A 23,553-nucleotide genomic window follows, 5' to 3' on the forward strand; every position below is an offset into this window, starting at 1 on the left:
TATGAGGTATGTCCATGAAGCAGAAGCTTGGATTCGGCTTCAAAGTACGAAGAATAAGCCTGACGGTAAAATTTAAGAAAATAGGAAGATATGCATGAACAGGTGTAAAGATAAAAAGCGGTGGGCGCTTGGCGCGGCGGCGGCAGTGGCAGGATACCTGTTGCTGAGGGCTTTCGTGCTGGAGAAATACTTCTTCCAGGTCAGGCGCTACAGGATCGGGGACCGCGGCGGGAGGCGGGTGATCAGGCTCGTCCTGCTTGCCGACCTGCACTTTAGGCGCCTGCTGCTGCCACAGCACCGCAGGCTGGCACGGAGGGTGAATCGGCTGCGCCCCGACCTGATCCTAATAGCCGGCGACACGCTGGACGCGGCCGGCGGCACCGGCCCGATGGAGGAGTTTTTCCGGCTGCTGGACGAGCGGACCCGGAAAGCGGCCGTACTGGGGAACCATGACTACAGGGCGAGCCCGAGCGTGGATGAGCTGCGGCGGGCATACGGGCGGCACGGCTGCGACCTGCTCGTGAATGAGACGAGGGTATACAGGCTCGGGGGCACGGAGCTGGCCGTCACGGGCCTGGATGATCTTATCGAGGGGGAAAGCTCCGTGGAAAAGGCCTTGGGCGGGGTGGGAAGGCAGGAGCACCACCTGATGCTGGTGCACAGCCCCCTGCAGCAGGAGACGGCCATGGCAGGGGTGGCGCGCCTCAACCGGGCAAGGCCGGAGGGGGAGCGCCTGCGGATCCGCTACATCTTCGCCGGCCACAACCACGGGGGGCAGGTCCGACTGCCGTTCTGGGTGCCGGTGCTGCCTCCCAGTTCCGGCGACTATGTGGAGGGGTGGTACAATGACAGCGAGCCCTTCCTCTACGTCTCCCGGGGCTTCGGAACCTCCACGCTGCCGCTGCGGTTCCTGGCCCGATCGGAGGTGACCCTTTTCAATTACTTCGCTTAGCTTGGCCCCGGCAGCACGAGACACTGGGGCTTTGTCAATATTCAGATTTTGCTTGCGCTTCGTGCGAGTGTGGCCTAAAAGGTTCGTGTTTATGAAAAAGAATATTATCCGGAGTGCTGCTAGTGGCGTTGGGCTTGGCATGCTACAGCTTCCGGAGGTGGCTTCAGGCTTTGACGGGCACAGAGGGTAAAGGAAGCAGTTAAGAGGGAGCAGCGTACCGCCTGCGCTTTGCCGGGAGCGGAGCTCTAAATGGCTTTCTGGCATACGTGTCTGCGTAGTTTGCCCTAATAGAGGGTAACGGTAGAGACAGGCAAGAGGTTATCTTGAGTGTTCTGCAAAAGCATTTTGGACACCTTCTGGTAGGTCCGTTACTGGGGCGCTCGCGCTCGCCGACGCTTAATCAGTTGTGCGAGGGGCTCTCGGGGAGATACACGAAGAAAGTGAGAGAGGAAGGGCTAGACAAAAAGATAGAGGACACAATGGTTGTAACCGGAAAGATTGGGTTCGTGGCTTGTGGTATTGTGTCGGGTATCGTCAGCTATCTGTAAGTCCGCACCGCCTTTGGAGTTAAGGAAGCAGAAGACAGCGGCAATGCATTTGAATTTATGCAGGGGTTTTCCTACGGTTCCTCTCTAATAGAAGGGGTGGCCCAGAGTCTGCTTTGCTACAGCCTGTTAGTGTTTATAAGGCTAATGACGATACAAGAACTACTGAATTCTGCTTCATAGCAGACTCGGCTTACTACCTGCTCTCCGGAGTATATCATTGGGCAGACTGTACTTTTTGCAGATGACTCAGTTTTGCCGAGAGATGTATTGTAGTTACCTGTTATATTTGATGAAATCATCAATTGCTACCATGGGCTTACTCGTTCTATACTTGCTTATCTCCTTGTTCTTTTCTTTCCTGTGCTCGCTGCTGGAGGCTTCCCTGCTCAGTATAACGCCTTCCCACGCCAGCGTGGTGAGCAAGGATAATCCTACACTTGGCAAAGACCTGCAACACTTCAAGGACAACATTGATAAGCCGCTTGCCGCTATCCTCACGCTCAACACCTTCGCCCACACTATAGGGGCGGCCGGGGTAGGCGCACAGGCGCAGGAGATTTGGGGCGATGAGTACTTGACGGTAGTCTCTGTCGTGCTGACTATCGTTATCCTTATCCTGACAGAGATAATCCCGAAAACGTTAGGCGCCAACTACTGGAAGTCGTTGACTCCTTTTACCGTCCGGACGCTGAAAGTCATGATCTACTCGCCGCTTTACCCGCTTATCCTCTTTTCACAGTTCATCACCAAAAGACTCAAGCGTGAAAAGGACAAGAGCGTGCTGAGCCGTGCCGACTTCACGGCCATGGCTGAGATCGGCACAAAAGAGGGTATCCTGCATCAAGACGAGTCCAGGGTGATCAACAACGTGCTGCGCTTCAACGTAATACAGGCCAGCCACATCATGACGCCACGTACCGTGATAAAGGCTGCCCCCGAGAAAACGTTTATTAGAGAGTTCTACGATAACTCCACAAACATGCGCTTCTCCAGGATACCTGTCTTCGACGACTCGATAGATCATGTCACAGGTTATGTGCTCAAGGATGAGGTGCTCCAGCGGATTATCGAGGGCGAAGGAGGACTGTCCCTGGCAGAGATAAAGCGGCCGATTCAAGTCGTGCATGAGAATACACCTGTGCCGCAGCTGTTCACCCGCCTCATGGAGAAGAAAGAGCACATTGCACTCGTCGTAGATGAGTACGGCGGCACAGCCGGTATCGTGACCACGGAGGACATTATAGAGACGCTACTGGGCCTGGAGATCACAGATGAGCTTGACGTGGTGGAGGACCTTCAGAAGTGGGCCAGGGAGAAATGGGAGAAAAGGGCCGGGAAGATGGGCGGCTACGATAATAATTAGCAGCGGGGCTAAGCTTAACCCAGCTGCTATTCCATACTTAGTTGCCTTTCCTGCTCCGCATCCATTTCTCTCTGTTAAATGAGGGTGCAAGTGTTTTCATAAACAAAAGGGTTCTGAAATGAGTAGTAATTATTATGCCTTCTGTACCTTAGGGTAAGCAGCAGGTAAAGCATACGTTTTATTGAAGCTATTTAAACACACAACTATGAAGATGAAAAGTTTACTAAACCTATTTGTAGTACTTATGGTTGGGCAGCTCTTATTTGCCTGTAGTACTGCCAGGTATTATGAATTTGCTGCTCATAAACCTGAAGCTTTTAACAGTGCGAAGGGTAAAACAGCCACGAAAGCCGAAAAAGTTGAAAAAGAAAAAAAAGCTGCAACTCTTTCACATATAGCCCTTGAAGCTGCGGCAGCTAAAGAGGCTAAAGAGGCCAAAAAAACAACAGAACCGGTACTAGAAGCCAAAGCAGGCAAAACAGTATCCGTGACCTTGCCTGAACCAGCCGTAAGAGAAGAAATCAGCGCGCCGGAAACTAAAACAATTACGGAGGCGGAGGCTTTAGCAATGGCAAAGGAGCGCATTGCCAATATGACCAAAGCTGAGAAGAAAGAATTAAAGAAAGAATTGAAAGAAGCTATCAAACAAGATAGGGTCACAGGAACCAATATCCTGGAAATAGTTCTGGCAATTTTCATCCCGCCCCTGGCAGTTTTCCTGCACGATGGTATTGGTACATCTTTCTGGATTAATATTATCCTGACGTTACTGTTTTTTATCCCGGGTATCATTCATGCCTTACTGGTGGTTACGGATTCTATTTAACTTATCGGGTGCAATGCTATTTTTTCTCACATCCAGTTTATAGGGTTAGGCTAAATGGCAATGGCTTGAGTGAGCTCAATTGTTGAGGTGACGGCTTGTCTGGTAGAACACTCCACTGGCTGGAACAGGCACTCACTGGCTATAGTACCGCAGCGAAAGCATTGTAATTCATACGGAAGAGGTTCTTACGCGCTGTCACCACCTCACTGAACACGCGCTGAAAGTACATCCAGAAAACATCCTGGCGCTGTGCCTGAGGGATGTACTTTGGTTTCTATAAGCCAGGCGCCTGACCAACCAATTCTGATCATTAATGGAAGGCTTAAACAAGTGTTGAGAGGTCATTACAGATTAGAGTAATCTGATGTAGTAAGTTTATGTGTCGAGTCCCAGCAGGTTAGAACTTTAAGGCCGAATTCCTCATAGATATTTCGGAAGGTGGGTAGCCGTCTGGAAAGATGTATGGGACAGGTGCACAACTAACGCTCATAGGTTGTCGTCTTAAAGGGAAATTATGTTTTATGCCAGCTGCCACAGTATCACTGCGGCAGCACGACAAATTTTAATCCCATCAAGGGTCTTGCGACAACACTTTACATGAACTTCCCTGATCCAGCCGACTATCTCCCTTCTGTCCCACGTAAATGGGTGAGACGCTTTGCCCGACTAGGCTTGGCAGCCAAAGGCATCGTCTACAGCCTTATCGGCTTTCTTGCAGCTAAAGCAGCCCTTGGCATAGGCGTCGAGGCGTATGATGTCGAGAGGAAGGATGTGTTTCTTTTCATAGAGGATCTGTTCATGGGTGGAGTGCTGTTGGGGCTTGTTGCGCTAGGCCTAGGGTTCTACAGCCTTTGGAGGTGGCTACAGGCCATAACAGACACAGAGAAGAAAGGGAGCAGTTTGAAGGGAATGGCATACCGGTTGCGCTACGCCGGCAGCGGTTTACTCTACGGGCTTCTGGCTTTCATAGCTGCGGGGCTGTCGATAGGTGATGGCAGTGAGAGGGACCGGCAGGAGGTTATTATAAGTGTGTTGCATAAGCCGTTGGGCCATTTGGTGATCATGTCGGCTGCGGCGACCGTTGCACTCGCCGGTGTGTATCAGGTTTACGTGGGGCTCTCCGGACGATACACCCGGAAGGTGAGGGAGCAAGGGCTGGACAGGAAAACTGAGGACACCATGATATTTACTGGAAAGGTCGGACACATAGCCCGTGGCTTAGTTTGGGGTATTCTGAGTTATCTCTTGGCTCGAATGGCCCTAGGGTTAAGGAAAACCGATGACAGTGGTAATGCTTTTGAGTTTATGCAGGGGTTTCCCTACGGCCCCTATCTGGTGGGGGCTATGGCTCTTGGCCTGCTTTGCTACAGCCTATTTATTTTCATAGAGGCTACCTACCGCTACCAAGATCCCTAGATTCAGCTTTAAGATTACAAAATTCGTTAAACACATTTACGCCACACTCATGTCATACTCCTTATACCTCGCCTCTGCCTGCTCCATGATTTCATCCAAGATCTCCTGCAGCTCAGCTTTCACTTTGAAACGTAACACAGACTTTACAGCCAGTTGCAGTTTGGCTTTGGTATCGTCTTTTTTGTACCAGTCGGGTTGGGAGGCGCTTTTCTTTACCTGGGCCAGTATCTTTTGTACGAGCTCTTTAATCAGGTCGAAGTCCTGCACGGCGTTTGGGTGTTTGGCCAGGATCTCGTAGAAAGCTTCTTCCTCTTCGGTAAGCCCAAGCTGGTTGCGGCGCTCGTCTTCTTCCTGCATTTGCCTGGCTACATCGCGCAGCTTTTCCATGGCTACCAGACTGTCGAAGAAGTGGTTGTGGTAGTCGGAGATGATCTTCTCTACTTCCTCTTTAAGCTTCCTGTACTTGACCAGGTTCTTCATAGAACGCACTTTAATTTCGTCGTTCATGATCTGGCGCAGCAGCTCCAGCTTTAGTTCATTGCCGGTCTTTTGTTCTTTGGCCGTTGCCAGGAAATCATCGTTGATAATCGAGATGTCGAAGCGCTCGATGCCGGCCATCTGGAAAACGTCTACCACGTCTTCGCTTTCTATGCTGCGGTGGATCAGGTCTTTTATCTTGTCCTGCTTTTTCTTGATGTTGGTGCTTGGGTACTTTACCTTTCTAACGGCAGCGCCTACGTGCTGAAAGAAAATCAGGTCCAACGCTATAACATTGATACTTGCGTGGCTTTTAATAATAGGAGCGAGGCTGCTGAGCTTTTTCTCGTTCAGCATAAAGGCCTTGCAAAGTTCATCTTCAGCAACTATATAGTTTGTTGCCTGGCTTACCAGCTTTATCTTTTCAGGACTTGTTAAGGCTGGCCAAGTGCTATAGTTAAAATTCTCCGCAATTGCTCTTTCAGCAACTCGATTATTTCCTGTGCAAGAGAAAAAGCTTCTTCTATGTCTATAGTTACGGTTCCTGAACCACCAGCACCTGTATACTTCTTCGTGGCATCCCTTAACCTGTCGCCGATGCCGATGTAATCGACGATCAGGCCGCTGGGTTTGTCACGGAAAACGGTGGCGACGCGGTTGACGGCCTGTATCAGGTTGTGGCCGCTCATTACTTTGTCGACATACAAGGTATGCATGGCAGGGTTGTCGAAGCCGGTGAGCCACATGTCGCGCACGATCACGAGTTTGAGTTCATCGTCCGGGTCTTTGAAGCGGGCTTTTATACCTTCCATCTGCTCTTTCGAGCGCACGTGCGGGTTCCAGGCCACAGGGTCTTTGGCGATGTTGGTGGTCATGATCACGGCTACTTCGGGGCAGCCTTCCAGCGCGGTGAGAGCATCGTAAAGCTTCACGCAGTTGCGGCGGCTCATGCACACGATCATGGCTTTGCCTTCCAGACTTGCTCCGTTAGCTGTGCGCGAAGTATAGTGCTGCAAAATGTCGCGGGCGATGGCTTCTACACGCTCCTTTGCTCCGGCGGCGTCTTCCATGGCCGCCCAAAGTATACGATTCTTCTCATTCTCTTCCAGACCGCCGGTTATCTCTTCGGCTTCTTCTTCTAGTTGTGGATTGCCCAGGTGCAGCTTGGCCAGGCGGGGCTCGTAGTAGATCGGCACCACGGCTTTGTCTTCAGTGGCCTGGCGGATGTCGTAGGTATGGATGATGTCGCCGAACACGGCTACGGTGTCGGCGTCTTTGCTGTCAACGGGGGTGCCGGTGAAGCCGATGAAGGAGGCCTGCGGCAGGGCGCGGCGCAGGTTGTTGGCAAAGCCCTGCACGAGGCCATACTGTGTGCGGTGGCACTCGTCGGCAATCACGATAATATTGTCGCGGGTGCTCAGCATGGGGTGCTCCACCTCGCGGCCGGTGGCGGTGTCTTTCAGGTTGAACTTCTGCACGGTGCTGAACACCACGCCGCCGCCATCACCACTCAGCAGGGCGCGCAGCTCGTCGGTGGTGTTGGCAATCTGCACGTCACCTACCAGGTCTTTGGCAGCAACGAAATCGTCGAAGAGCTGGCGGTTGAGGTCGAAGCGGTCTACCTGCACCACAATGGTCGGGTTCTTGAGCTCGGGCAGCTGGCGCAGGATGCCGGTGTAAATGGCCATGGTAATGCTTTTGCCGGAGCGGGTGGTGTGCCATACCACGCCAATGCGGCCGTCGCCGTAGGGCTTCACCGACTTTAGCGTTTCCTGCAGGGCGTACTGTATGCCGAAGAACTGATGGTACTTGGCGCCTTTCTTGATCAGCTGGCCCTTGTCGAGCTCATGGAAGATGAAGTAGCGCACGTATTGCAAGAGGCGCTCTGGAACGAGCAGCCCTTTGATGAGCGTTTCCAGTGCGAACCCGTTTGGGATCACAGATTTGCCGTCTATACTTTTCCAGGCGGCGAACCACTCCAGGCCGCTGCTGTACATGCCGTGCAAGGTGGTCTGGCCGTCGCTTACTACCGTGAGGGCATTGTACTCGAAGAGCTGCGGAATCTGGTAGGTATAGTGCTGCACCTGGTTGTAGGCGGCTTCTACGGTGGCGTCCTGGCTGAAGAGGTTCTTGAACTCGAAGAGCACCAGCGGCAGGCCGTTCACGAAAATGATCAGGTCGGGGATGCGCTTGCTTTTGCCGATGATAGTGAACTGGTTGACCACTCGAAACTCGTTCTGGTGCACATCGTCGTAGGCGATGGGGTAGAAGTGGCCGAAGTGCTGCCGGCCTGTATCGTTTTTCCAGGTTTTGCTGATGCCTTTGCTGAGCTTGAGGTGGAAGGCGTGGTTGCGCTGGTGCAGATTGGCGCCGCTGTTGTAGAGGAATTCCTGCTTCAGTTCGGCCAGCACCTTACCTGGCACCTGCGGGTAGCGGCGCTGCAGAAAGGCCTCGAACACGTCTTCGAGCACGGCTTTGCTCAGGTCGCGCTTTATATCGGAGCCGTGTTGGTAAGTATAGGGCTCCTGCTCGCGCAGCCAGGCAAGGGCCGCTTGCTCAATGGCTTCTTCAGCTAAGTACTGGCTCATAAAGCGCTGCTGGTTTGGTTTGCATTACATCAATTTCTCCTGACATGAGTTTGGGGAGAAGAGAGTCTCTTGTTTTTGATAAGGTAATGCTCTCCTTTAGGTTAGCGAGAATTTTCAGGTATAGGGGCTTGAGTTTCTCTTCAAGTGCTAACACCTTATCCTGAGCAGGAATTGAAATTTTAATGTCGCGTAAAGTATTTGTTGTTATAGTGTCAAATACGGTTCCATAGCTATTCCTTTGGAGTTCTTCTATTGAACTTTGAATAAGTTGAAAGGCAACAAAATCTGTATTTTCTTTCTTTGCTTTCAAAGCATAATTAGATTGGCTAATTGTCATTTCAGACGAAGCTATACATAGCTTACCTACTGTTCCCCTTGCAGTAATAATGGTTGAGAATTGAGGAATTAGCTTAGCACTACTTTTACTTAAGCCTAGTTCTGTAATTTTCTTTTCTGTATCAATTATAAAAGTCCCGTCGTTCGGAGTAACATCTTTAGCAGATACCCAAAATATATTTCCATCCCAGTATTCACTAACTGATGTTTTAGGCGTGCCTCCACCGATCAAGTTAGCAAAATCTAAAAGGCTAATTTGCTCTTGATTCTCTTCATCAATTCCATCCACGAAATACTGCCGAAAGAGCGTTTGCGCCATTTGCTCCAGCGTTTGGTTCATGCGGCGGTTCAGCTCTATTTTGTCATCCAGAGCAGATAAGATTTCGGCAATGCTGCGTTGGGTAGGGAGGTTTGGAAGATTAACTTCCAATTGCTCAAAAGTTTGTCTGGTAATCGTGTCGAATACGGAACCATGAGCAACAGATTTAAGCGACGCTATTCTATACTTTAGCAGGTAGTATAAAAAGTTTTTACAGCTATTTCTGGCTTGGCATCCAGACCGTAGCAAGACTGATTGAAAGCCATATCCGTACCAAGTACAGCAATTTCACCTACGGTACCTCTGGCTGAGATTATTAGCTGTCCTTTATTTAAGAGCTTTGTGCTGCTTTCGTTTAGACCTTTTTCAGTAATAGACTTTTCTGTGGTATAGACTGTCTTTCTGTCACCGCCAAAATCTACAACTGACAGCCAAGGAATATGGCCTCCCCAATACTCAGAAACGGAAGTCTTTGGAGTACCCCCGCCAATGATGTTGACGAGTTCGCTAAACTTATATGTTTTCCGATTAATCATTTAATACTTTATGATGCTCTGCTATATCTCTTTGTGGTAATAGTAATAGGTTAGGAATTAGCTATTTTGACTTCTTTGTTTTAGATGATTTAGAAGTAACTTTTTGCTTCTTGCCTTTTTCTTCTTTTTTAGAAACCTCCCAGCTTACATCAGAAACGCTAAAAATGTAGAATAGCTGACACTCATCATTATCTTCATCTTCTTCCAATAAATCCACAGTTTCAAATATGCCGCCTTGTAACTCATTTAAATAGCTATCACCGTTTACAACGAGTTGTTCTTCAAGATCAAGCATCATTTCCTGCAACGGATACGTTTTGCAAGCAGCAATTACTGCCTTAGGATAAAGATCGAAATCACCAAGGTTGTTTAGTAGACGCCAAAAAGAATCAATAGGATCTTTCGTTACTTGACTAATAGTTAAAAGTTGGGTAAGTGTAGCGCGCTCCTTTTCATCTAAACTATGAAATAACCGAATGTAAAATTCAGCTTCGTAATGAACTTCCTCTGCAACATCAATCCAAAGTTCTACAGGTAGTAGTGCAGCCCAATCAGGGTCTGTCAAATACGCTTCGACTTTATTTGAGATGTCATCAACACTATTTATTTCATAAACATCATCTTGATACTTAACTAAGTAAGGGCCATCATGATATTTCTGCACTATCTCAAAGTGTTCTGTTGTACAGTTAAACAGCTTAGCAAAAGCTTTAGCGTAATCTCCTGCTGTTGCATTAACATCTAGTTGATCTTCAGTTTGCTTCATGTGTGGTGATGATTTAATTAATTCTCAATTTAATTTCTCTGAACCACCCTAGTATTTCATTACCAGGATCAGCTGCTTGGAATTCGTCTGCAGTCATCTGAGGGGTAACATCATAATTGAGGCGCTTTTTTGCTTGGCTTATCTTTTTCTTTTTTGTATCCGATTGAACATCTGACCACGGGTTTGGGCTTTCACTAGATGAATGAATAGCTTCTGCAACCAATGCAGGAACATCGCATGTATCTGTGAAAGGAACTATGGATGTGCCTAGTAATCTGTTTATAGCTTCGTGATGAATGTAATTTTCAGTCTCTCGTTTGTTGGTTAAAACAGCATAATGATATCCACCTCTTCCAATTACTGCTTGTGCAGCAGCTAGATAGGGAGGGTTACTTGGGTCATCTCTGTCATAAATGTGATATTCTGGTAACCCTAAACCTTTCAGATAGTCATTATTTACCCAGTCTTTCAGAGTACCACCGCCCAAAGGTATAATCGCTACAGATGGTTCATTATTTAGATCGGGTAAACTAGGATCTATTTCTCTAACTATAGGAGAAACATTTTTTAGAAAGGCTATGTCATTAGGCCCTTCAACACATACCATAAGTTTTATTGTAGAAGCGAGCGGATCTGGAAGTACACCTAAAGTTCTTGCTATACATTGGAGGACATCATTTTCACCTTCCTTAACTATAGCTATACCATGTTCATCTTTAGTAACAAACCTTAAGTTCTCACTTTCTATTAACCCGCCAAGCGATGGAGTATGTGTTGTAAGTAAAATTTGTGTATTTGGTGCTTCAGCTAGTTCTTTAAATGCTTGTACAAGTAATATTTGATGATCTGGATGTTGGGAAGTCTCTGGCTCTTCAAATGCATAAATTATACTTGGATTATTAACCGTTTGTCTTCTTCTTTCTGCTTCAGCCCTAAAGAAGTTAAGCACAATTAGTCGCCTCACTCCACTACCTCTTTTATTGATTGGAATATCACGATCAGAAGCTAGTGTAAGTGAGAAAATTGAATTCCATTTCGGTTCAGCTTTAAAATCAGGTTTTAGTTCATTTGCTAAAGCTGGGTTCATTTCCTGCAGCTTCTGTAGTGTTCTGTTAGCTACTTCTAATGCTTTATCATGTACCCTTTGTTGAATCAACAGTAAATCAGCTGATACTTCTTGTAGTGCCTCATTTATAGCGACCTTCATTGGGTCTGTTATCTCCTTATCGTCCTCCCTGCTTTTTCTATCTGATTGAAATAAAGCAAAAACTGGTAGCCACTTTTCTAAAGCCTCCCAAAGTTTTTTTGAATCTTCCTTATCAACCGGAATATCAGTTAAAGCAAAATTTAGATTTTCTACATGCTGCCAAATCGCTTGTCTTATTGACGAATTTACATTTGCATTATAATTATCAGACACTACTCCTAAATCAGTTGCTCGTGTGCGGAGTTCGTTTCTTTTTAATTGTAAAAGATCGGAAGCATTAGATGTTATTGGGTGATTGGCGACAATGAAAACTTGTCCTTTAGGTTTTGCAGCTGTACATGGGAACACTTTTTTTATTTCAAGTAATCCCTCTGTATTTACTAGATATTCATCTTGTAAAGAGGTATGATTCGCTGCATCTATAATTATTCTACTTGGTAACTCGCTAAAAAAGCAGCTAATTTCTATTTTCAACTCCCCAGCGGCGAGAGAATCTTTATTTAGATCATCTTTATCAATGACTACAGTTGAGTTGTTAAAAAAGATTTCTAAGGCCTCTAAAATTGTAGATTTTCCTGCATCATTTTTACCGATAAGCGCTGTAAGATCATTGAAGTTAACCTCCATTTCATTTCGATAGCAGCGGAAGTTTTTGATTTTTACCTTGACTAGTTTCATAGCTATTTAAGTTAGTTTAATCCAAACCCAATTCCCTCCAGATTCTCCCGAATTCGCTTCTCCAGCAGGGCGCTTTCCTCAAACTGAGCGGCCAGTTCGGTGGTCAGCAATTTCATCTTCTCTTCAAACGGAACGCCGTCGTCTTCCTCGGCTTCTGAGCCCACGTAGCGGCCCGGCGAGAGCACGTAATTGTTGGCGGCCACTTCGGCTAAAGTAGCGGCCTTGCAGAAGCCTTCGGTGTCGGAGTAGCTGCCGCCGATGTTGCGCCAGGTATGGTAGGTGTCGGCAATGCGGGCCACATCGGCATCTTCGAACACGCGCAGCCGGCGGCTGGCCATCGTGCCCAGTTTGCGTGCATCTATAAAGAGGATCTCGTTTTTGCGCTCGCGGTGCTCGCCGTCGCGGCCATCGCGGTTTTTGCTAAGTATAAAAATACAGGCTGGTATGCCGGTGGTCAGGAACAGCTTGTCGGGCATCTGCACAATGCAGTCTACCATGCCTTGCTGTATCATGTGCTCGCGCACGTTCTTTTCGCCGGCGCTTCCGGTGGTCATGGCGCCGTTGGCCATCGCCACGCCCGCCGTGCCACGTTCCGAGAGGTGGTGCCACAGCGTCTGGAACCACATGTAGTTGGCGTTGCCGGGAGTTGTAAAGGTATCTTTGGCCCCGAAGAGGCGCGGGTCGTTGTCGGGCAGCAGCTCGGGGTGCCAGTTACTGATGTTGAACGGCGGGTTCATGAGGGCGTAGTCTGCCTTCAGGTCGGGGAAGCGGTCCTGCAGCAGCGAGTCGCCAAGCTTCACATCGAAAGAGAGGTTGCGCAGCAGCAGGTTCATTTTGCAGAGGCGCAGCGTGCCTTCGTAACGCTCCTGCCCGTAAATGGAAATGTCGTTTTTGTCGCCGCCGTGCGCCTGCAGAAACTTGAGGCTCTGCACAAACATACCACCCGAACCGCAGGCCAGGTCCATGATGCGGCCCTTGAGCGGCTCCAGCATTTCCACTAGCAAACGCACTACCGAGCCCGGCGTGAAAAACTGCCCCGCACCGGAGCCCTCGGCCATGGCAAACTTACCGATGTAGTATTCATACACGCGGCCGTAGATGTCGGACTCGGGGTTGTTGATCTCGGAGAACTTCTCTTTGGAGAAGAGGTTGATGAGTCCGGCCACCTGCGTAGGGGAGAGCTGACTCTTCACGAAGATCGGCTCCAGCACACCTTTGTAGTCGGGGTTGCGCTTGCTCAGGATCTCGTCGATCAGCACAAAAGCCTGGTCCACCTTCACCTTGATGTCATCCTGCTCGGCGTTCTCGCGCAGGTAAGCCCATGTCGCCTCGCGGGGCAGGCGGTACACGTTCTTCACCTGGTACTCCAACTCGTCTTCCAGCACCTCGGTCTGTTCATATGCTTCTATGTTATAGTAGTCGCTTTGCGGGTCTGCAAACGAAAGTTGCAGTTCGTGTTTGCGTACTTCAAATCGCTCGGAGAGGTGCTTCAGGAACAGCAGCGACAGCACGTAGTCTTTGTACTGGTTCTCTGCCACGGCGCCGCGCAGTTCGTTGGCGGCATTCCATAGTTCGTTTTCAAAATCGATGTCCGCCTTTGCTTTGGCAGATGGGGTGCTTTTAGTGCTCATGTATACTTGGGTACTCGGAGTTAAAACAGGAGTACAAGGTAGGGAAAAGGTGGCACTGTTCTGTAGAAAAATATAGAATTTTTGCGATGTTTTGGAGCGGGTGCTGAAGGTAAAGACGGCCGGTAGGAGCGCGGTATAGTTATAGTGGCCGTGCAGGCTAAAAGGGATTTGTAGGTGTTGTAAAGTTGGTTGTGTATATAACACAGGCTGTAGTTGTACTATAGGTAGTTGTGTTGCCGCGCTTGAATTCACGCCGGAATCCGCGGAAAACGGGTGCTCCGGGCCGCTGTTTTATGCTTGTTTACGCGCGGTTTTAGCAGCCGGAAAAAGTGCGGTAAAATCCGGTGTATTTAACGTGCGGAAAACAGTTGGTTTTTACTGTCTCTCGTTACCTGGATTCGAACTTAAGCACGGAGCAAAAAGAGTGTGCTAAAAAAGCGCGTAGCTTTCTGTAACGGCCTTTCCGGCTGCGGAAAAGTTTCGCAACCAAACGTGATTCTACCTATTGTTTAAGCGCCGGAAAAGCTGCGGTTTACCCCGGCTTTTTTTAGATCGCAAAAACAGTCTGTTTCGGCGGCGCTAAAGGGTCTGTTTAGCGTGCGGATTTACCGACTTTTTTCCTTACTTTTTTCCGTGGCTCTTTTTTGATGGTCAAGTGCATGGTATCCGTGGTACTTTACCATGAAGTTGGCCTGTGAAAGTTAAGGTTGAAGAGAGTGGGCTAAATTGCTCGTTTCGGAGCCTTGCCGTACGTAGCTCCGGAAGACGCTTTTTCTGCCTGTTTTCCGGCTCTTAATTGTTGCGTAACCCCTTGTGATAGCGTTAGTTGCGTGCATATTTGACTGCTTGTTTTAGGTGTTGTTCCGGAAGCGCTCTGCGGAATGCGATTTTGGGGTTTCCGTGGATTTTGCCTGAGAGCTATAATTTCCGGCGCGCTTCCGCCCGTAAAAACACCACATTCCGGTAGTTGATTTTAATGTTTCTGGTACACTTAAGAACGGTTGTAACTGCCTGTGCGCACGTTACTTAGCTGTCCGCAAAAGTCTCCGCAAAACAAGCACTTGCAGTGCCTATGCGGATACCTTGATTTTCTACCGAAAACCCTGCTTTTCCGGCCTTGTTTTCCGCCTCCGCTAGCGGTATAGACGTTTATATAGTCGCGCGCGCCTGCACATCATGTACGCGCGCATGCGTGCGTGCGAGATCCGGTTTCAGTTTCTTGAGACTCTCGTTTCTGCATAACAAAGCTGCTGTTTTGATAACCAAACCTGGTTTCAGAAAATATTTTACCCCGGAATAAAACAAATATTACAGAGTTGTTGTATAGTCAAAAAATAATATTACCTTTGGGTAACATATAGAATTTAACCACGCATGAGAAAGGAGACACAATCCCCGGAAACCAGCACGGAAGACTTTTCCTTGCAGTTGGACCTGCAGGAAACGGGCCAGATACCCGAGCTATATGAGAAGCTGCGCGAGCCGATCTTCTCGCTTAAGCAAACCGGTATTGCCCCCAAGCTCTACGTGGACTGGAAAAAAGCCGGGCTGGCGCCCAGGACCGAGGAGCAGTCCTGGACCAAGCTCTCGTTTCTGGAGTACCTGTGGCTGAAGATGGCCAAAGAACTGCGCGAGCTGGGTCTGCCGCTGGCACGGGTAAAAGCGCTGCGGGAGTATCTGTTTGGCGGTCAGCAAATCCCGCCTGATGCCTTCACTCCAGAGGTAGTGGCAAAGCTTCGGGAAGAGCTCGGCAAGACAATGCCCGCCAAACAGGTGGAAGCGCTGATAGAAGAACACCTGAGCGGGCAGGCGCAGGCAGCGCAGGAAAGCTACGGCATCCGGTTTTCCTTGCTCGAAACAATGGTGTATTCCGCCTTGTACCGTAAGCAGGAAGCTGGCGTGCTGATCTTCCCGGCAGGCGATCTGGTGCCGTGGCTCGACGAGATGCAGGGCATGGGGCCGGAAGGGCAGGTGCTGCTAGGCAGAACGCATGTGTTCCTGTCCATTACCCAGCACCTTTCAGCTTTTATTTTGGACGAAGATAAAGCTGATTACATTCCACGCTTGTCGCTGCTGAGTGAAGAAGAGCTGCAGGTGGTAAGAGCTATCCGCAACAAAAGTTTTCGGCAGGTGACGGTCACCTTTGACGAGAGGCGTCAGATCACCCTGCGCACCACCTCAGACGGCCATTTGGATGAAGCCTTATCAAAAGAGCTGATCGAGACGCTGGCGCTGAAGAATTACCAGTCGGTGGAGCTGGAGAACCGCGGCGGCTCTAGGCTGAAGTTCACCAAAGAGCACCGCCGTAGAATTTAGTGCCCAAGGCTTATTTGCTTTTAGCATACATTAACATTTGGCTTACCCTTGCCTGGCGCTGATCAGGTAAGAGCCAAGGGTAGCGGTCGCCCCGCACCCTAACCGTAGAAGCCAGCCCTGGTACCGGTTACCCCGGACCTGTGGCACTGGCAAATACCAAATTGAAAACGTTATCTAAAAACCAAAAAGAGAAAAACCAAAGACCAAACAAAAAACAGCGTGTAGTAAGACCTGGCAGCATCAATCCTGTTGCTACCAACGCGCAAATTGAACAAGAACAGCAAAGTGGCTACGATAGCTACTACAAGCAGCTCGCCGAGGAAATTGAAAGCATCGAGCGTCATGTCCGCGAACTAAGGCAGACACCGGGGCTGGAACATCTGACCGAAGAAGAAGCCTATGCACAGGTAGATTTTATGCTCCGTTTTAGTGCCTGGGTTTTTAACCAGCACCTTCAAGAGCAACAGGTCCAAAATTATGAAACGAAAGAGACCCAAGCAACTGAGGTGTCTAAAGTGCAAAAGCCGAAAGGCACGCGTAACAAAAGAGTAACAGCATCCCTTTCCCGTTAACCTTGATTGAACATGAACAAGCAAACCACAGCAGCCGTGTTTGAAGTAGCCGAAGCTGCACACAAAACGAAGAAAGTAACTAAAGCTACCAAGGCAGCTACTAAGTCAAAATCTGTAGGTAATGCTGCTAAGCCTTCAGCAGTAACTAAAAAGCCTTCAGCACTTAGAGTTATTACCGGGAAAGGGGATGGGCTGAGTATTTTTGCAAGGCCACTGCAGAAGGGGAGCAAGAAAGCCGCGCCACGCGGTAAGGTCGCCATCATCTATACCCGCGTATCGACCAAAGAGCAGGCTGAGACCAACCAAAGCTTATCCACCCAGTTGGAGCGCTGCTCAGCTTACGCTGAGCGCCACGGCTACCAGGTGGTGGGCAAGTTCGGCGGCACCTACGAAAGCGCCAAGTCAGACGAACGGAAGGAATTTCAGAAGATGCTTGAATTCGTCAAGAAAAGCAAGCTGCGCGTCGGTTACATTATCGTGTACTCCCACGATCGCTTTTCGCGTACCGGCTCTTCGGCCATCGGTATTGTAGATGAATTAGGCCGCATGGGCATCTCGGTTGTAGCCGTGACCCAGCCGGTGGACACCCAAACAGCCGCTGGTAAATTGCAGCAGGGCATCCAGTTCCTATTCTCGCAGTTCGACAACGACCAGCGAAGGGAAAAGTGCATGACGGGCTTGGAAGCCCGCGTCAGACGCGGTTTGTGGGTGGGCAAGATTCCGATGGGCTATGATAAGGTGATTGTGGGCAAGGAAGTGATTCTAAAGCCCAACAAAACGGGTAAACTGGTCCGCCTGGCTTTTCAGCTTAAGGCGGAGCAGGGGCTAAGTAACACAGATATTCTAAAGCGCCTGAAAGCGCAAGGCTTGATACTCTACAACCAAACCCTGACAAAGCTCTTCAGAAACCCCTTTTACTGCGGTTTGATCAGCCATGGCTTACTGGAAGATGGAGAAGTAGTGGAAGGTCAACACGAGCCGCTGATCACGCGTCAGATGTTTCTGAAGGTAAACGGGCTGCAGGCGCAGAACGCGCACGGCTATACCCAGATCAAAGAAGACGAGGAACTGCCGCTGAGGCATCACATCAAGTGCGGTAGCTGTAGAAAGCCGCTCACGGGCTACGAGATGAAGAAAAAGCAAATTCACTACTATAAGTGCAATACCATCGGCTGCAAGCTAAATAGAAACGCTTCAAAGCTGCATAATCTGTACGAAGGCTTTTTAGCGGAACTCGAGGTTGATGCTACATACTTGCCCAAGCTGTCGGAGATCATGGAAGAGACCTACTACAAACTGACTGAAGAAAGCAGGATAGAAGAAAAACGTTTGCAGACGCAGCACACCGAGCTCAAAAAGAAGCTGGACACGCTAGAAAGGCGCTATGCCTTTGGGGAAATTGAGAAAGAACTTTTCGTGAAATTCAGCTCAGAGATCAAGGCAGAACTGGTGGAAATCGAGAGAAACCTGGAGAAATGCGCCCCGGCCTTATCGAACCCCAAATCCTTCATTGAAAACGGGCTAAATACAGCGGTAACTATCTCATCTTCATGGAGTAAGAAAAACGTGCAGGGCAGAAAGCAGCTGCAAGCGATGATGTTTCCCGACGGGGTGTATTATGACCGCGAAATGGAGGGTTATCGAACCACAAGGGTGAACGGCTTTTATGCCCTTTCCAAAGAGATAGAGCGGTTTTTGGAGGCAAAAGAAAAAGGGAAAAGCGATCAAAATGATCACTTTTCCCTTCCAGTAGCCCGTAGGGGAATCGAACCCCTGTTACCAGAATGAAAATCTGGCGTCCTAACCCCTAGACGAACGGGCCGTTCTGTCTAATTGTGGTGCAAATATACTAGCTGTTTTTTTAACTACAAGTGCCTAAAGCTAATTTTTTATCACTTGTTATTAAAGTGGCTGAATATCAGGTTAAAAATTATCGTTACCTATATAGGGCTTGCCCGTTTCAACCTATAAAGCGATTTTGCGTTAGACAAAACCAAGCATAAAATTTAAGATATGAGTAAAAGAATGCAATATACTGGTGTAAAACCAGAAGCTTTTGAAGAAATGAAAAACAGATTAAAGCAAATGGGATTAACATTACAGTCAAATAGTGGCAACTTTAATGAGAAAGGTGTGTCGGGCAAGTATGATTATAACCAGGAGGCAGAAATCCTGGAAATTGACGACCTAAAAGTTGGGTTTCCGGCAAGTATGATGATGAATGCTGATAGCCTGCAGCAGCGTATGACTGAGTTGGTCGTACAGTATGGGGGACATCCTGCTAACTCATAAATAAGCCTTTAAACGTAAATACGCGTATACTTTATTTGAACCATATTTTCTGAACTAACCAATAATAAACTATGGATAATACAAACAACGATAACAAGGATAAGCAAAAACAGCAGAATACGGGAAATCAGGAGAAGCAGAACAAAAGCGGGGAAGAGGGTATTCTGACGCTGCTGCAGCCTAACGATATGTCAAAAACTGTAGAGTCGGCTATGCATGTAATTCAGGGGCGGCACGAAAAGCTGCCTGACCTGATGCATGATCTTGGAAACGTAATTTTAAAGGCTGCCAGACGCATGACCACTACACAACTCGTGCTAACCGCCGGTGCTATTACAATAGGTGCCGTACTATTGGCACGCTATAATTCTGATAACGATGAATTTGTGTTCTCTTGATAGGCATAAGTTTTTAATGAACAATGGAATGCCTTTGGTACATAACACCAAAGGCATTTTTTTTATAATAACCTTGGTGCTATAATTTATGGTACAGGATTTGATTAGATTTATACTATATAGAAAGAGTATTTACTTATTGAACTCTTTTTTACGAACTAAAACAAAATGAATTATGAAAAGAATTAATCTGATCGCTCTCCTGATCTTTGTGTTTACTGCCCTTCAGGTACAGGCACAGCAGTCTAACTTACCGCCTTTAGTAAGTGTTACCGGGCTTGGCGAGGTTAGAGTACAACCGACGGAGGTTTTGGTAAGCCTGGGTGTTGAAACAAGGGAAAAAACTTTGGATGCTGCCCGCAAAGAAACCGACAGGAAAGCAGCTTCCATTATCAATTATCTGAAGAAGAACGGAGTAGATGTCAAAGATATACAAACTTCTTTTGTTACCGTGCAGCCACTTTACAGCAGAGGCGAATATGGCATAACAACGCCTGACATGTATATGGCTGTAAAAACGATGACGGTTAAAATCAGAAAACTGGATAAATACGATGAGATACTTTCGGGCCTATATGGGGTTGGCGTAAACAGAGTAGATGGTGTACAGTTTCAGGTAGCCGACATGGAGAAGTATAAAACAGAGGCTCGCAAAAAAGCAGTTGCCAACGCCAGGCAGAAAGCTACAATACTTACAAGTGAACTGGGAGCAAAAGTTGGCCGTGTTTATGCCATAAACGAGACTGCTACCGGTGATGGTCCAAGACCCATGTATAAAATGGCCTTGCAGGAGGCTGCGGTTTCTGATATGGGTGGTGGCCCTTCTATAGCTGGCGGAGAGGTCGTGATAACTTTAAGTGTGGATGTTAGTTTTATAATTGAGTAATCAAGTTTAGCTGTTTAAGACGAAGGCTGGTGTTTTGCACCAGCCTTTTGTTTTATATTTATACTTTCTCCACCTGCTTAAAGGTGTTGTCTTCGGTTAAAAGGAAGCTTAGCGGTTGCTTTGGAACTTTTAAAATTTCTGTTTCACGAATGCTCCATGGTTTTAGCATCTCCTCCAACATGTGAGCATAAGCAGTCATGTCCCATGGGTTAAAGATCTCGTTTGTCACGTCGTCTATCAAAGTGTCCAGTACCAGGTGGTCGTCTTCGGGTTTTACAGGTCTGATAAAATACTCCGGTACCACATTAAAAATATAAGCGGCGTAAAATACTCTTGCCTTAAACTCTGCTACCTGGATTGGGTGCAACTGTTGGCCTTTCGTTATCTGCGTTAGTTTACCCAGTGCCCGCTCAATTATACCATTGTCGAGTAAGGTACAAGCAATAACTACTGAGCCCAACTTTATGCTGAACACCATTGTGGTGAGTTCGTCCTGGTACTCAAAAGGAAGTTCATCTTGCTGTGGGTTTACCTCAAGTATAAAAAAGGAACAAGGCAGAAAGTCCGAGAAAACCATAGGCACCCGCAGCGATTGCAGTACCTGGAAGAAGGAGCGGAACTTACCGAGCATTTTAGGGTCTTCGCTAACCGCATACTCCGGCATCACAAGTGGGTTTGCTTCCTTTATCAGTTCGGTGACAAGCGTGCCGTAATACATCTTGCCAATCCACTGAAAAAGCTTCTGGCGATCAAAGGCCTGTATTCCTGCCAGGCCGGCTGCTGCAGCCTGCTCTACTTCGGCCTCCAGGGGTAAGAGGTAATGGGTATGGCAATGGTCGCAGCAGGGGATGGTAAGCTGACTGAACGTGGTAACGCTTTTATCTAAAAGTAAGAGTTCTTTGTTTTGAAGGTTATACTTACGCTGCAGCCACTCGCCAAATACAGGTGCACGGTGCTCGGAAGTTATGTTAGTGCCGCACAGAAAGCAGTTCGTGTCGGTAAACTGCATCTTCTCGAACGGGTCGTAGAGGTTTAGATCAGGCATGTTTCATGTAATTTTTGCGCTGCAAAGATAAGCAAGACGTAAGCCAGTTCCGAACACTACTTAAGTTTATCTCTAGTGGAAAACTTATGTTAAGTAAAAAGATAAGGAAACTCAGCAAGTAATGATTTATATGTTGGAATCTGCCACTTCAGTCAATAAGTATAAAAATGTTAGCTACGAAAGTATAAATGTAAAAATTAATTAGGGCAGAGGCCATAGGATAACTCATACTTTACAGAGGCAAGCGAGGGCAATTACAGTATTGCTGTAGTATAAGTTAGTCTGTAAAGTATAAAAGTATACCGATTGGCTAAAGGGAGGAAAGTATAAAAATTAACAGCAAGCCTGTAAGCCGGGTTCTGTCGCTACGCCCGAAAGCGTACGTCTTATCATTTATCTAGGCCTGCACTCGCGCACAGGCTCCATCGACCTACCCACTGACATCGGACGAGCAGCCCTTAGCCCCACCGAAGCAAGGCGCTGTCAGCCTATTTGGTCTTTCAACTCCTAAGGTTTACCCAGCCGGACTGGTCACCCAGCCGCTGGTGCGCTCTTACCGCACCTTTTCACCCTTACCAGCATTGCTGCTGGCGGTTATTTTCTGTGGCACTGGCTGTATCTGTTTCGTCTCCAAAGCAGACCCTTCCCGTTAGGAAGTAGGATGCTCTGTGTTGCCCGGACTTTCCTCTCCTCTAAAAGAGCAGCGATAAGACGGCTTGCTGTTAAATTTTATTATGCAAAGGTAGTCTAAGTTTGGGAGTTAGAAAGTTAGAGAGTTAAAAAGTTATAAAACCTTAACTCCTTAACTCCTAAACTCTCTAACTCACTTAAGTCTCACCAATGTAGCGCCGTAGCCGAACTTTTCTTTTTTTGCATCTTCAAAATATTTGATGCCCTGGGTTCGGCTAAGCAGCTTTTGAATCTCTTTGCGAAGTACACCGTTTCCGGCACCATGTATAAACACGATCTCGTGCATGTTGGTAGCCAGCGCACGGTCCAGCGCGTCTTGAAACTTTTCCAGTTGCAGCTTAAGTATGGCGCTGTTACTTAAACCACTGTGGTCTTCGGTTAGTTTCTCTATGTGCAGATCTACTTCGTATTCCGGGGCAGTTAGTTTAAAGTTAGGGTGCTGCTCTGTTGCCTCCGCCAGTTGTTCTTTTATTTTATCAGTATCTACAGTTACCGGCTTCTGGTCGAGGTGGAACAGGTAGGCTTCTTTGTTGATGACCGGAGCCGTTTTTTTGCTTTTATAGAACGAACTAGCCCTGAACTGCAACCGCTTAGTTACTGGCTCAAATAGGGTAGGGCTGCCGTTGCGGTGCTGCATGAACTGTATCAGCAGGGCTGGCCATTTCTCAAAATCCTTTAGATGGTAATGTGTAATTATGCGCGTAGCCTTGGGAGCAAGCTTATCGTTCTGTAGACCTCTGTAGCGGCTTTCGCGCTCTTCGCCGGCGGTAAATAGCAGGTCGTAATCAGAGTTGTTGATGACGGTAACAGCCAGCAACTCTTCCGATTGGTGCACCAGTGCCAGGTAAATTCCCTGTGTAGCCAATACAGGCGCAACAGGCTCTCTTTTAGTAAAGGGTGTAAAATCTTCGTCCTCTTTTTTGAGGTATTTCGCCTCTTCAGCGGCAATAACCACTACCTCACGGCGCGCCACCGGTATGGTAAAGTCGTTATCAATGGCAACCTCTACTATGTTATTATCTAAAATGCGGGTAATAATGCCTTCCTCACGGCCCGACATCAGGCGCACTCTGTCTCCTACGTTCATGTTTATTATGTTTAATTATGCTTCTTTTTCAGTTGGTCTCCTTGTTCAGCCTCAGAGAACTTTACTGCATTATACTCATTAGATTTTCCTTTAGGTATCGATAATGAGGTCCAATCGGTGCTGCGCATCATTTTTCCGATATAAGCCATCTGCCCGATGTGGTATGGGTAATGCGCAAGCTGCCGGTTAATTGCATCTGTCACTGTATGGCGTTCATTGCGTATGAGCACCTCCTTTTCCAGGTCGGCCTCCGTTAAAGCATCTAACGTATCAAAAAGGCATCTCCAGCCCTCACTCCATTTCACCAGCAGCTCTTCCCGGGTGCTTCTGTTATTTTCAAATTCAGCATCTCTGTTTCGCCACTCCTTTTCACCGTCTGATGTAAGAAAATTGGTCCAGCGGGACAACATATTGCCGTGCATGTGCGCAACTATTGTTGCAATGCTGTTGCTTTCTTCGTTCGGTTGCCAGAACAGTTGTTCATCTGTTAGTTGGTCGAGCGTTTTCTCACCCACGGTTTTATAAGAAGAGAGTTGCTTTTTTACACTATTCAAATATGTGTTTTCCATAGTTTCAGTTATCGGTTTTACAGGATTTGATATGGCAAGTACACAATTGTTAGCT

At 47.8% G+C, this 23,553-nt stretch carries 20 protein-coding genes, 1 tRNA gene and 1 other RNA gene; 10 read left to right on the plus strand and 12 right to left on the minus strand.

The window, feature by feature from the left end; translation table 11 throughout:
- The first annotated feature begins 94 nt into the window (after positions 1-94).
- The 4 genes from K0O23_RS12180 to K0O23_RS12195 all read left to right on the plus strand — a co-directional run bounded on the left by K0O23_RS12180 (position 95) and on the right by K0O23_RS12195 (position 5,105).
- Complete coding sequence (locus tag K0O23_RS12180; protein WP_219877705.1) at positions 95-952, plus strand: metallophosphoesterase; 858 nt, start codon at positions 95-97, stop codon at positions 950-952.
- A gap of 837 nt (positions 953-1,789) precedes the next feature.
- Positions 1,790-2,863: a CNNM domain-containing protein gene (locus K0O23_RS12185; protein ID WP_246597073.1), complete on the plus strand. Its 1,074-nt coding sequence runs from the start codon at positions 1,790-1,792 to the stop codon at positions 2,861-2,863.
- 211 nt (positions 2,864-3,074) lie between these two features.
- Positions 3,075-3,689 carry a YqaE/Pmp3 family membrane protein gene (locus tag K0O23_RS20390; protein WP_317195688.1) on the plus strand — a complete coding sequence of 205 codons (615 nt, stop codon included), beginning with the start codon at positions 3,075-3,077 and terminating at the stop codon, positions 3,687-3,689.
- Positions 3,690-4,361: 672 nt separating this feature from the next.
- Positions 4,362-5,105, plus strand: a complete 744-nt coding sequence (locus tag K0O23_RS12195) for a DUF1206 domain-containing protein (RefSeq protein ID WP_219877706.1) — start codon at positions 4,362-4,364, stop codon at positions 5,103-5,105.
- A gap of 36 nt (positions 5,106-5,141) precedes the next feature.
- On the opposite strand, the gene K0O23_RS20160 is transcribed toward K0O23_RS12195, so the two are convergent.
- The 7 genes from K0O23_RS20160 to K0O23_RS12225 all read right to left on the minus strand — a co-directional run bounded on the left by K0O23_RS20160 (position 5,142) and on the right by K0O23_RS12225 (position 13,847).
- The gene (locus tag K0O23_RS20160; RefSeq protein WP_317195690.1) at positions 5,142-6,056 is read right to left on the minus strand and encodes a type I restriction enzyme endonuclease domain-containing protein; all 915 of its coding nucleotides are present in this window, start codon (positions 6,054-6,056) and stop codon (positions 5,142-5,144) included.
- Positions 6,017-8,170 carry a type I restriction endonuclease subunit R gene (locus K0O23_RS12200; RefSeq protein WP_246597074.1) on the minus strand — a complete coding sequence of 718 codons (2,154 nt, stop codon included), beginning with the start codon at positions 8,168-8,170 and terminating at the stop codon, positions 6,017-6,019. The genes K0O23_RS20160 and K0O23_RS12200 overlap by 40 nt, the downstream gene beginning before the upstream one ends.
- Positions 8,151-9,074: a restriction endonuclease subunit S gene (locus K0O23_RS12205; protein ID WP_219877707.1), complete on the minus strand. Its 924-nt coding sequence runs from the start codon at positions 9,072-9,074 to the stop codon at positions 8,151-8,153. The genes K0O23_RS12200 and K0O23_RS12205 overlap by 20 nt, the downstream gene beginning before the upstream one ends.
- On the minus strand, positions 9,014-9,361 hold the full coding sequence (locus K0O23_RS12210) for a restriction endonuclease subunit S (RefSeq protein ID WP_219877708.1): 348 nt from the start codon (positions 9,359-9,361) through the stop codon (positions 9,014-9,016). Before K0O23_RS12210 ends, K0O23_RS12205 begins: the two co-directional genes overlap by 61 nt.
- Positions 9,362-9,422: 61 nt before the next feature.
- Positions 9,423-10,127 (minus strand): hypothetical protein, encoded by a 705-nt coding sequence (locus tag K0O23_RS12215; RefSeq protein ID WP_219877709.1) that lies wholly within the window; start codon positions 10,125-10,127, stop codon positions 9,423-9,425.
- A 13-nt stretch (positions 10,128-10,140) separates the two neighbouring features.
- Positions 10,141-12,012 (minus strand): ATP-binding protein, encoded by a 1,872-nt coding sequence (locus K0O23_RS12220; RefSeq protein WP_219877710.1) that lies wholly within the window; start codon positions 12,010-12,012, stop codon positions 10,141-10,143.
- Between the two features lie 11 nt (positions 12,013-12,023).
- On the minus strand, positions 12,024-13,847 hold the full coding sequence (locus tag K0O23_RS12225; RefSeq protein ID WP_317195689.1) for a type I restriction-modification system subunit M: 1,824 nt from the start codon (positions 13,845-13,847) through the stop codon (positions 12,024-12,026).
- A gap of 1,170 nt (positions 13,848-15,017) precedes the next feature.
- Between K0O23_RS12225 and K0O23_RS12230 the strand changes: the two genes are divergently transcribed.
- The 3 genes from K0O23_RS12230 (at position 15,018) to K0O23_RS20510 (ending at position 18,319) form a co-directional block, all read left to right on the plus strand.
- On the plus strand, positions 15,018-15,959 hold the full coding sequence (locus K0O23_RS12230) for a hypothetical protein (RefSeq protein WP_219877711.1): 942 nt from the start codon (positions 15,018-15,020) through the stop codon (positions 15,957-15,959).
- 140 nt (positions 15,960-16,099) lie between these two features.
- Positions 16,100-16,531: a hypothetical protein gene (locus K0O23_RS12235; RefSeq protein ID WP_219877712.1), complete on the plus strand. Its 432-nt coding sequence runs from the start codon at positions 16,100-16,102 to the stop codon at positions 16,529-16,531.
- Between the two features lie 12 nt (positions 16,532-16,543).
- A complete protein-coding gene (locus tag K0O23_RS20510) occupies positions 16,544-18,319 on the plus strand; it encodes a recombinase family protein (protein WP_394371705.1) in 1,776 nt (591 codons plus the stop codon).
- Here K0O23_RS20510 and K0O23_RS12250 read toward each other — a convergent pair.
- Positions 18,282-18,353: transfer RNA gene (locus K0O23_RS12250), tRNA-Glu, on the minus strand. The two genes, K0O23_RS20510 and K0O23_RS12250, sit on opposite strands and share 38 nt — an antisense overlap.
- 191 nt (positions 18,354-18,544) lie before the next feature.
- On the opposite strand from K0O23_RS12250, the gene K0O23_RS12255 reads away from it, so the two are divergent.
- The 3 genes from K0O23_RS12255 (at position 18,545) to K0O23_RS12265 (ending at position 20,107) form a co-directional block, all read left to right on the plus strand.
- Positions 18,545-18,823, plus strand: coding sequence for a hypothetical protein (locus K0O23_RS12255; protein ID WP_219877714.1), 279 nt, complete (start codon positions 18,545-18,547; stop codon positions 18,821-18,823).
- Between the two features lie 71 nt (positions 18,824-18,894).
- The gene (locus tag K0O23_RS12260; protein ID WP_219877715.1) at positions 18,895-19,221 is read left to right on the plus strand and encodes a hypothetical protein; all 327 of its coding nucleotides are present in this window, start codon (positions 18,895-18,897) and stop codon (positions 19,219-19,221) included.
- Between the two features lie 175 nt (positions 19,222-19,396).
- Complete coding sequence (locus tag K0O23_RS12265; RefSeq protein WP_219877716.1) at positions 19,397-20,107, plus strand: SIMPL domain-containing protein; 711 nt, start codon at positions 19,397-19,399, stop codon at positions 20,105-20,107.
- Between the two features lie 58 nt (positions 20,108-20,165).
- On the opposite strand, the gene K0O23_RS12270 is transcribed toward K0O23_RS12265, so the two are convergent.
- The 4 genes from K0O23_RS12270 to K0O23_RS12285 all read right to left on the minus strand — a co-directional run bounded on the left by K0O23_RS12270 (position 20,166) and on the right by K0O23_RS12285 (position 23,498).
- On the minus strand, positions 20,166-21,152 hold the full coding sequence (locus K0O23_RS12270) for a hypothetical protein (RefSeq protein ID WP_219877717.1): 987 nt from the start codon (positions 21,150-21,152) through the stop codon (positions 20,166-20,168).
- Positions 21,153-21,484: 332 nt separating this feature from the next.
- An RNA gene (gene rnpB / locus K0O23_RS12275) (RNase P RNA component class A) lies at positions 21,485-21,875 on the minus strand.
- A gap of 100 nt (positions 21,876-21,975) precedes the next feature.
- Positions 21,976-22,929, minus strand: coding sequence for a Smr/MutS family protein (locus tag K0O23_RS12280; RefSeq protein WP_219877718.1), 954 nt, complete (start codon positions 22,927-22,929; stop codon positions 21,976-21,978).
- A gap of 11 nt (positions 22,930-22,940) precedes the next feature.
- Positions 22,941-23,498, minus strand: coding sequence for a DUF1572 family protein (locus K0O23_RS12285; RefSeq protein ID WP_219877719.1), 558 nt, complete (start codon positions 23,496-23,498; stop codon positions 22,941-22,943).
- Positions 23,499-23,553 lie beyond the last annotated feature (55 nt).

The sequence above is a fragment of the Pontibacter aydingkolensis genome (assembly GCF_019443125.1).
GTDB classification, from domain to species: Bacteria; Bacteroidota; Bacteroidia; order Cytophagales; family Hymenobacteraceae; genus Pontibacter; species Pontibacter aydingkolensis.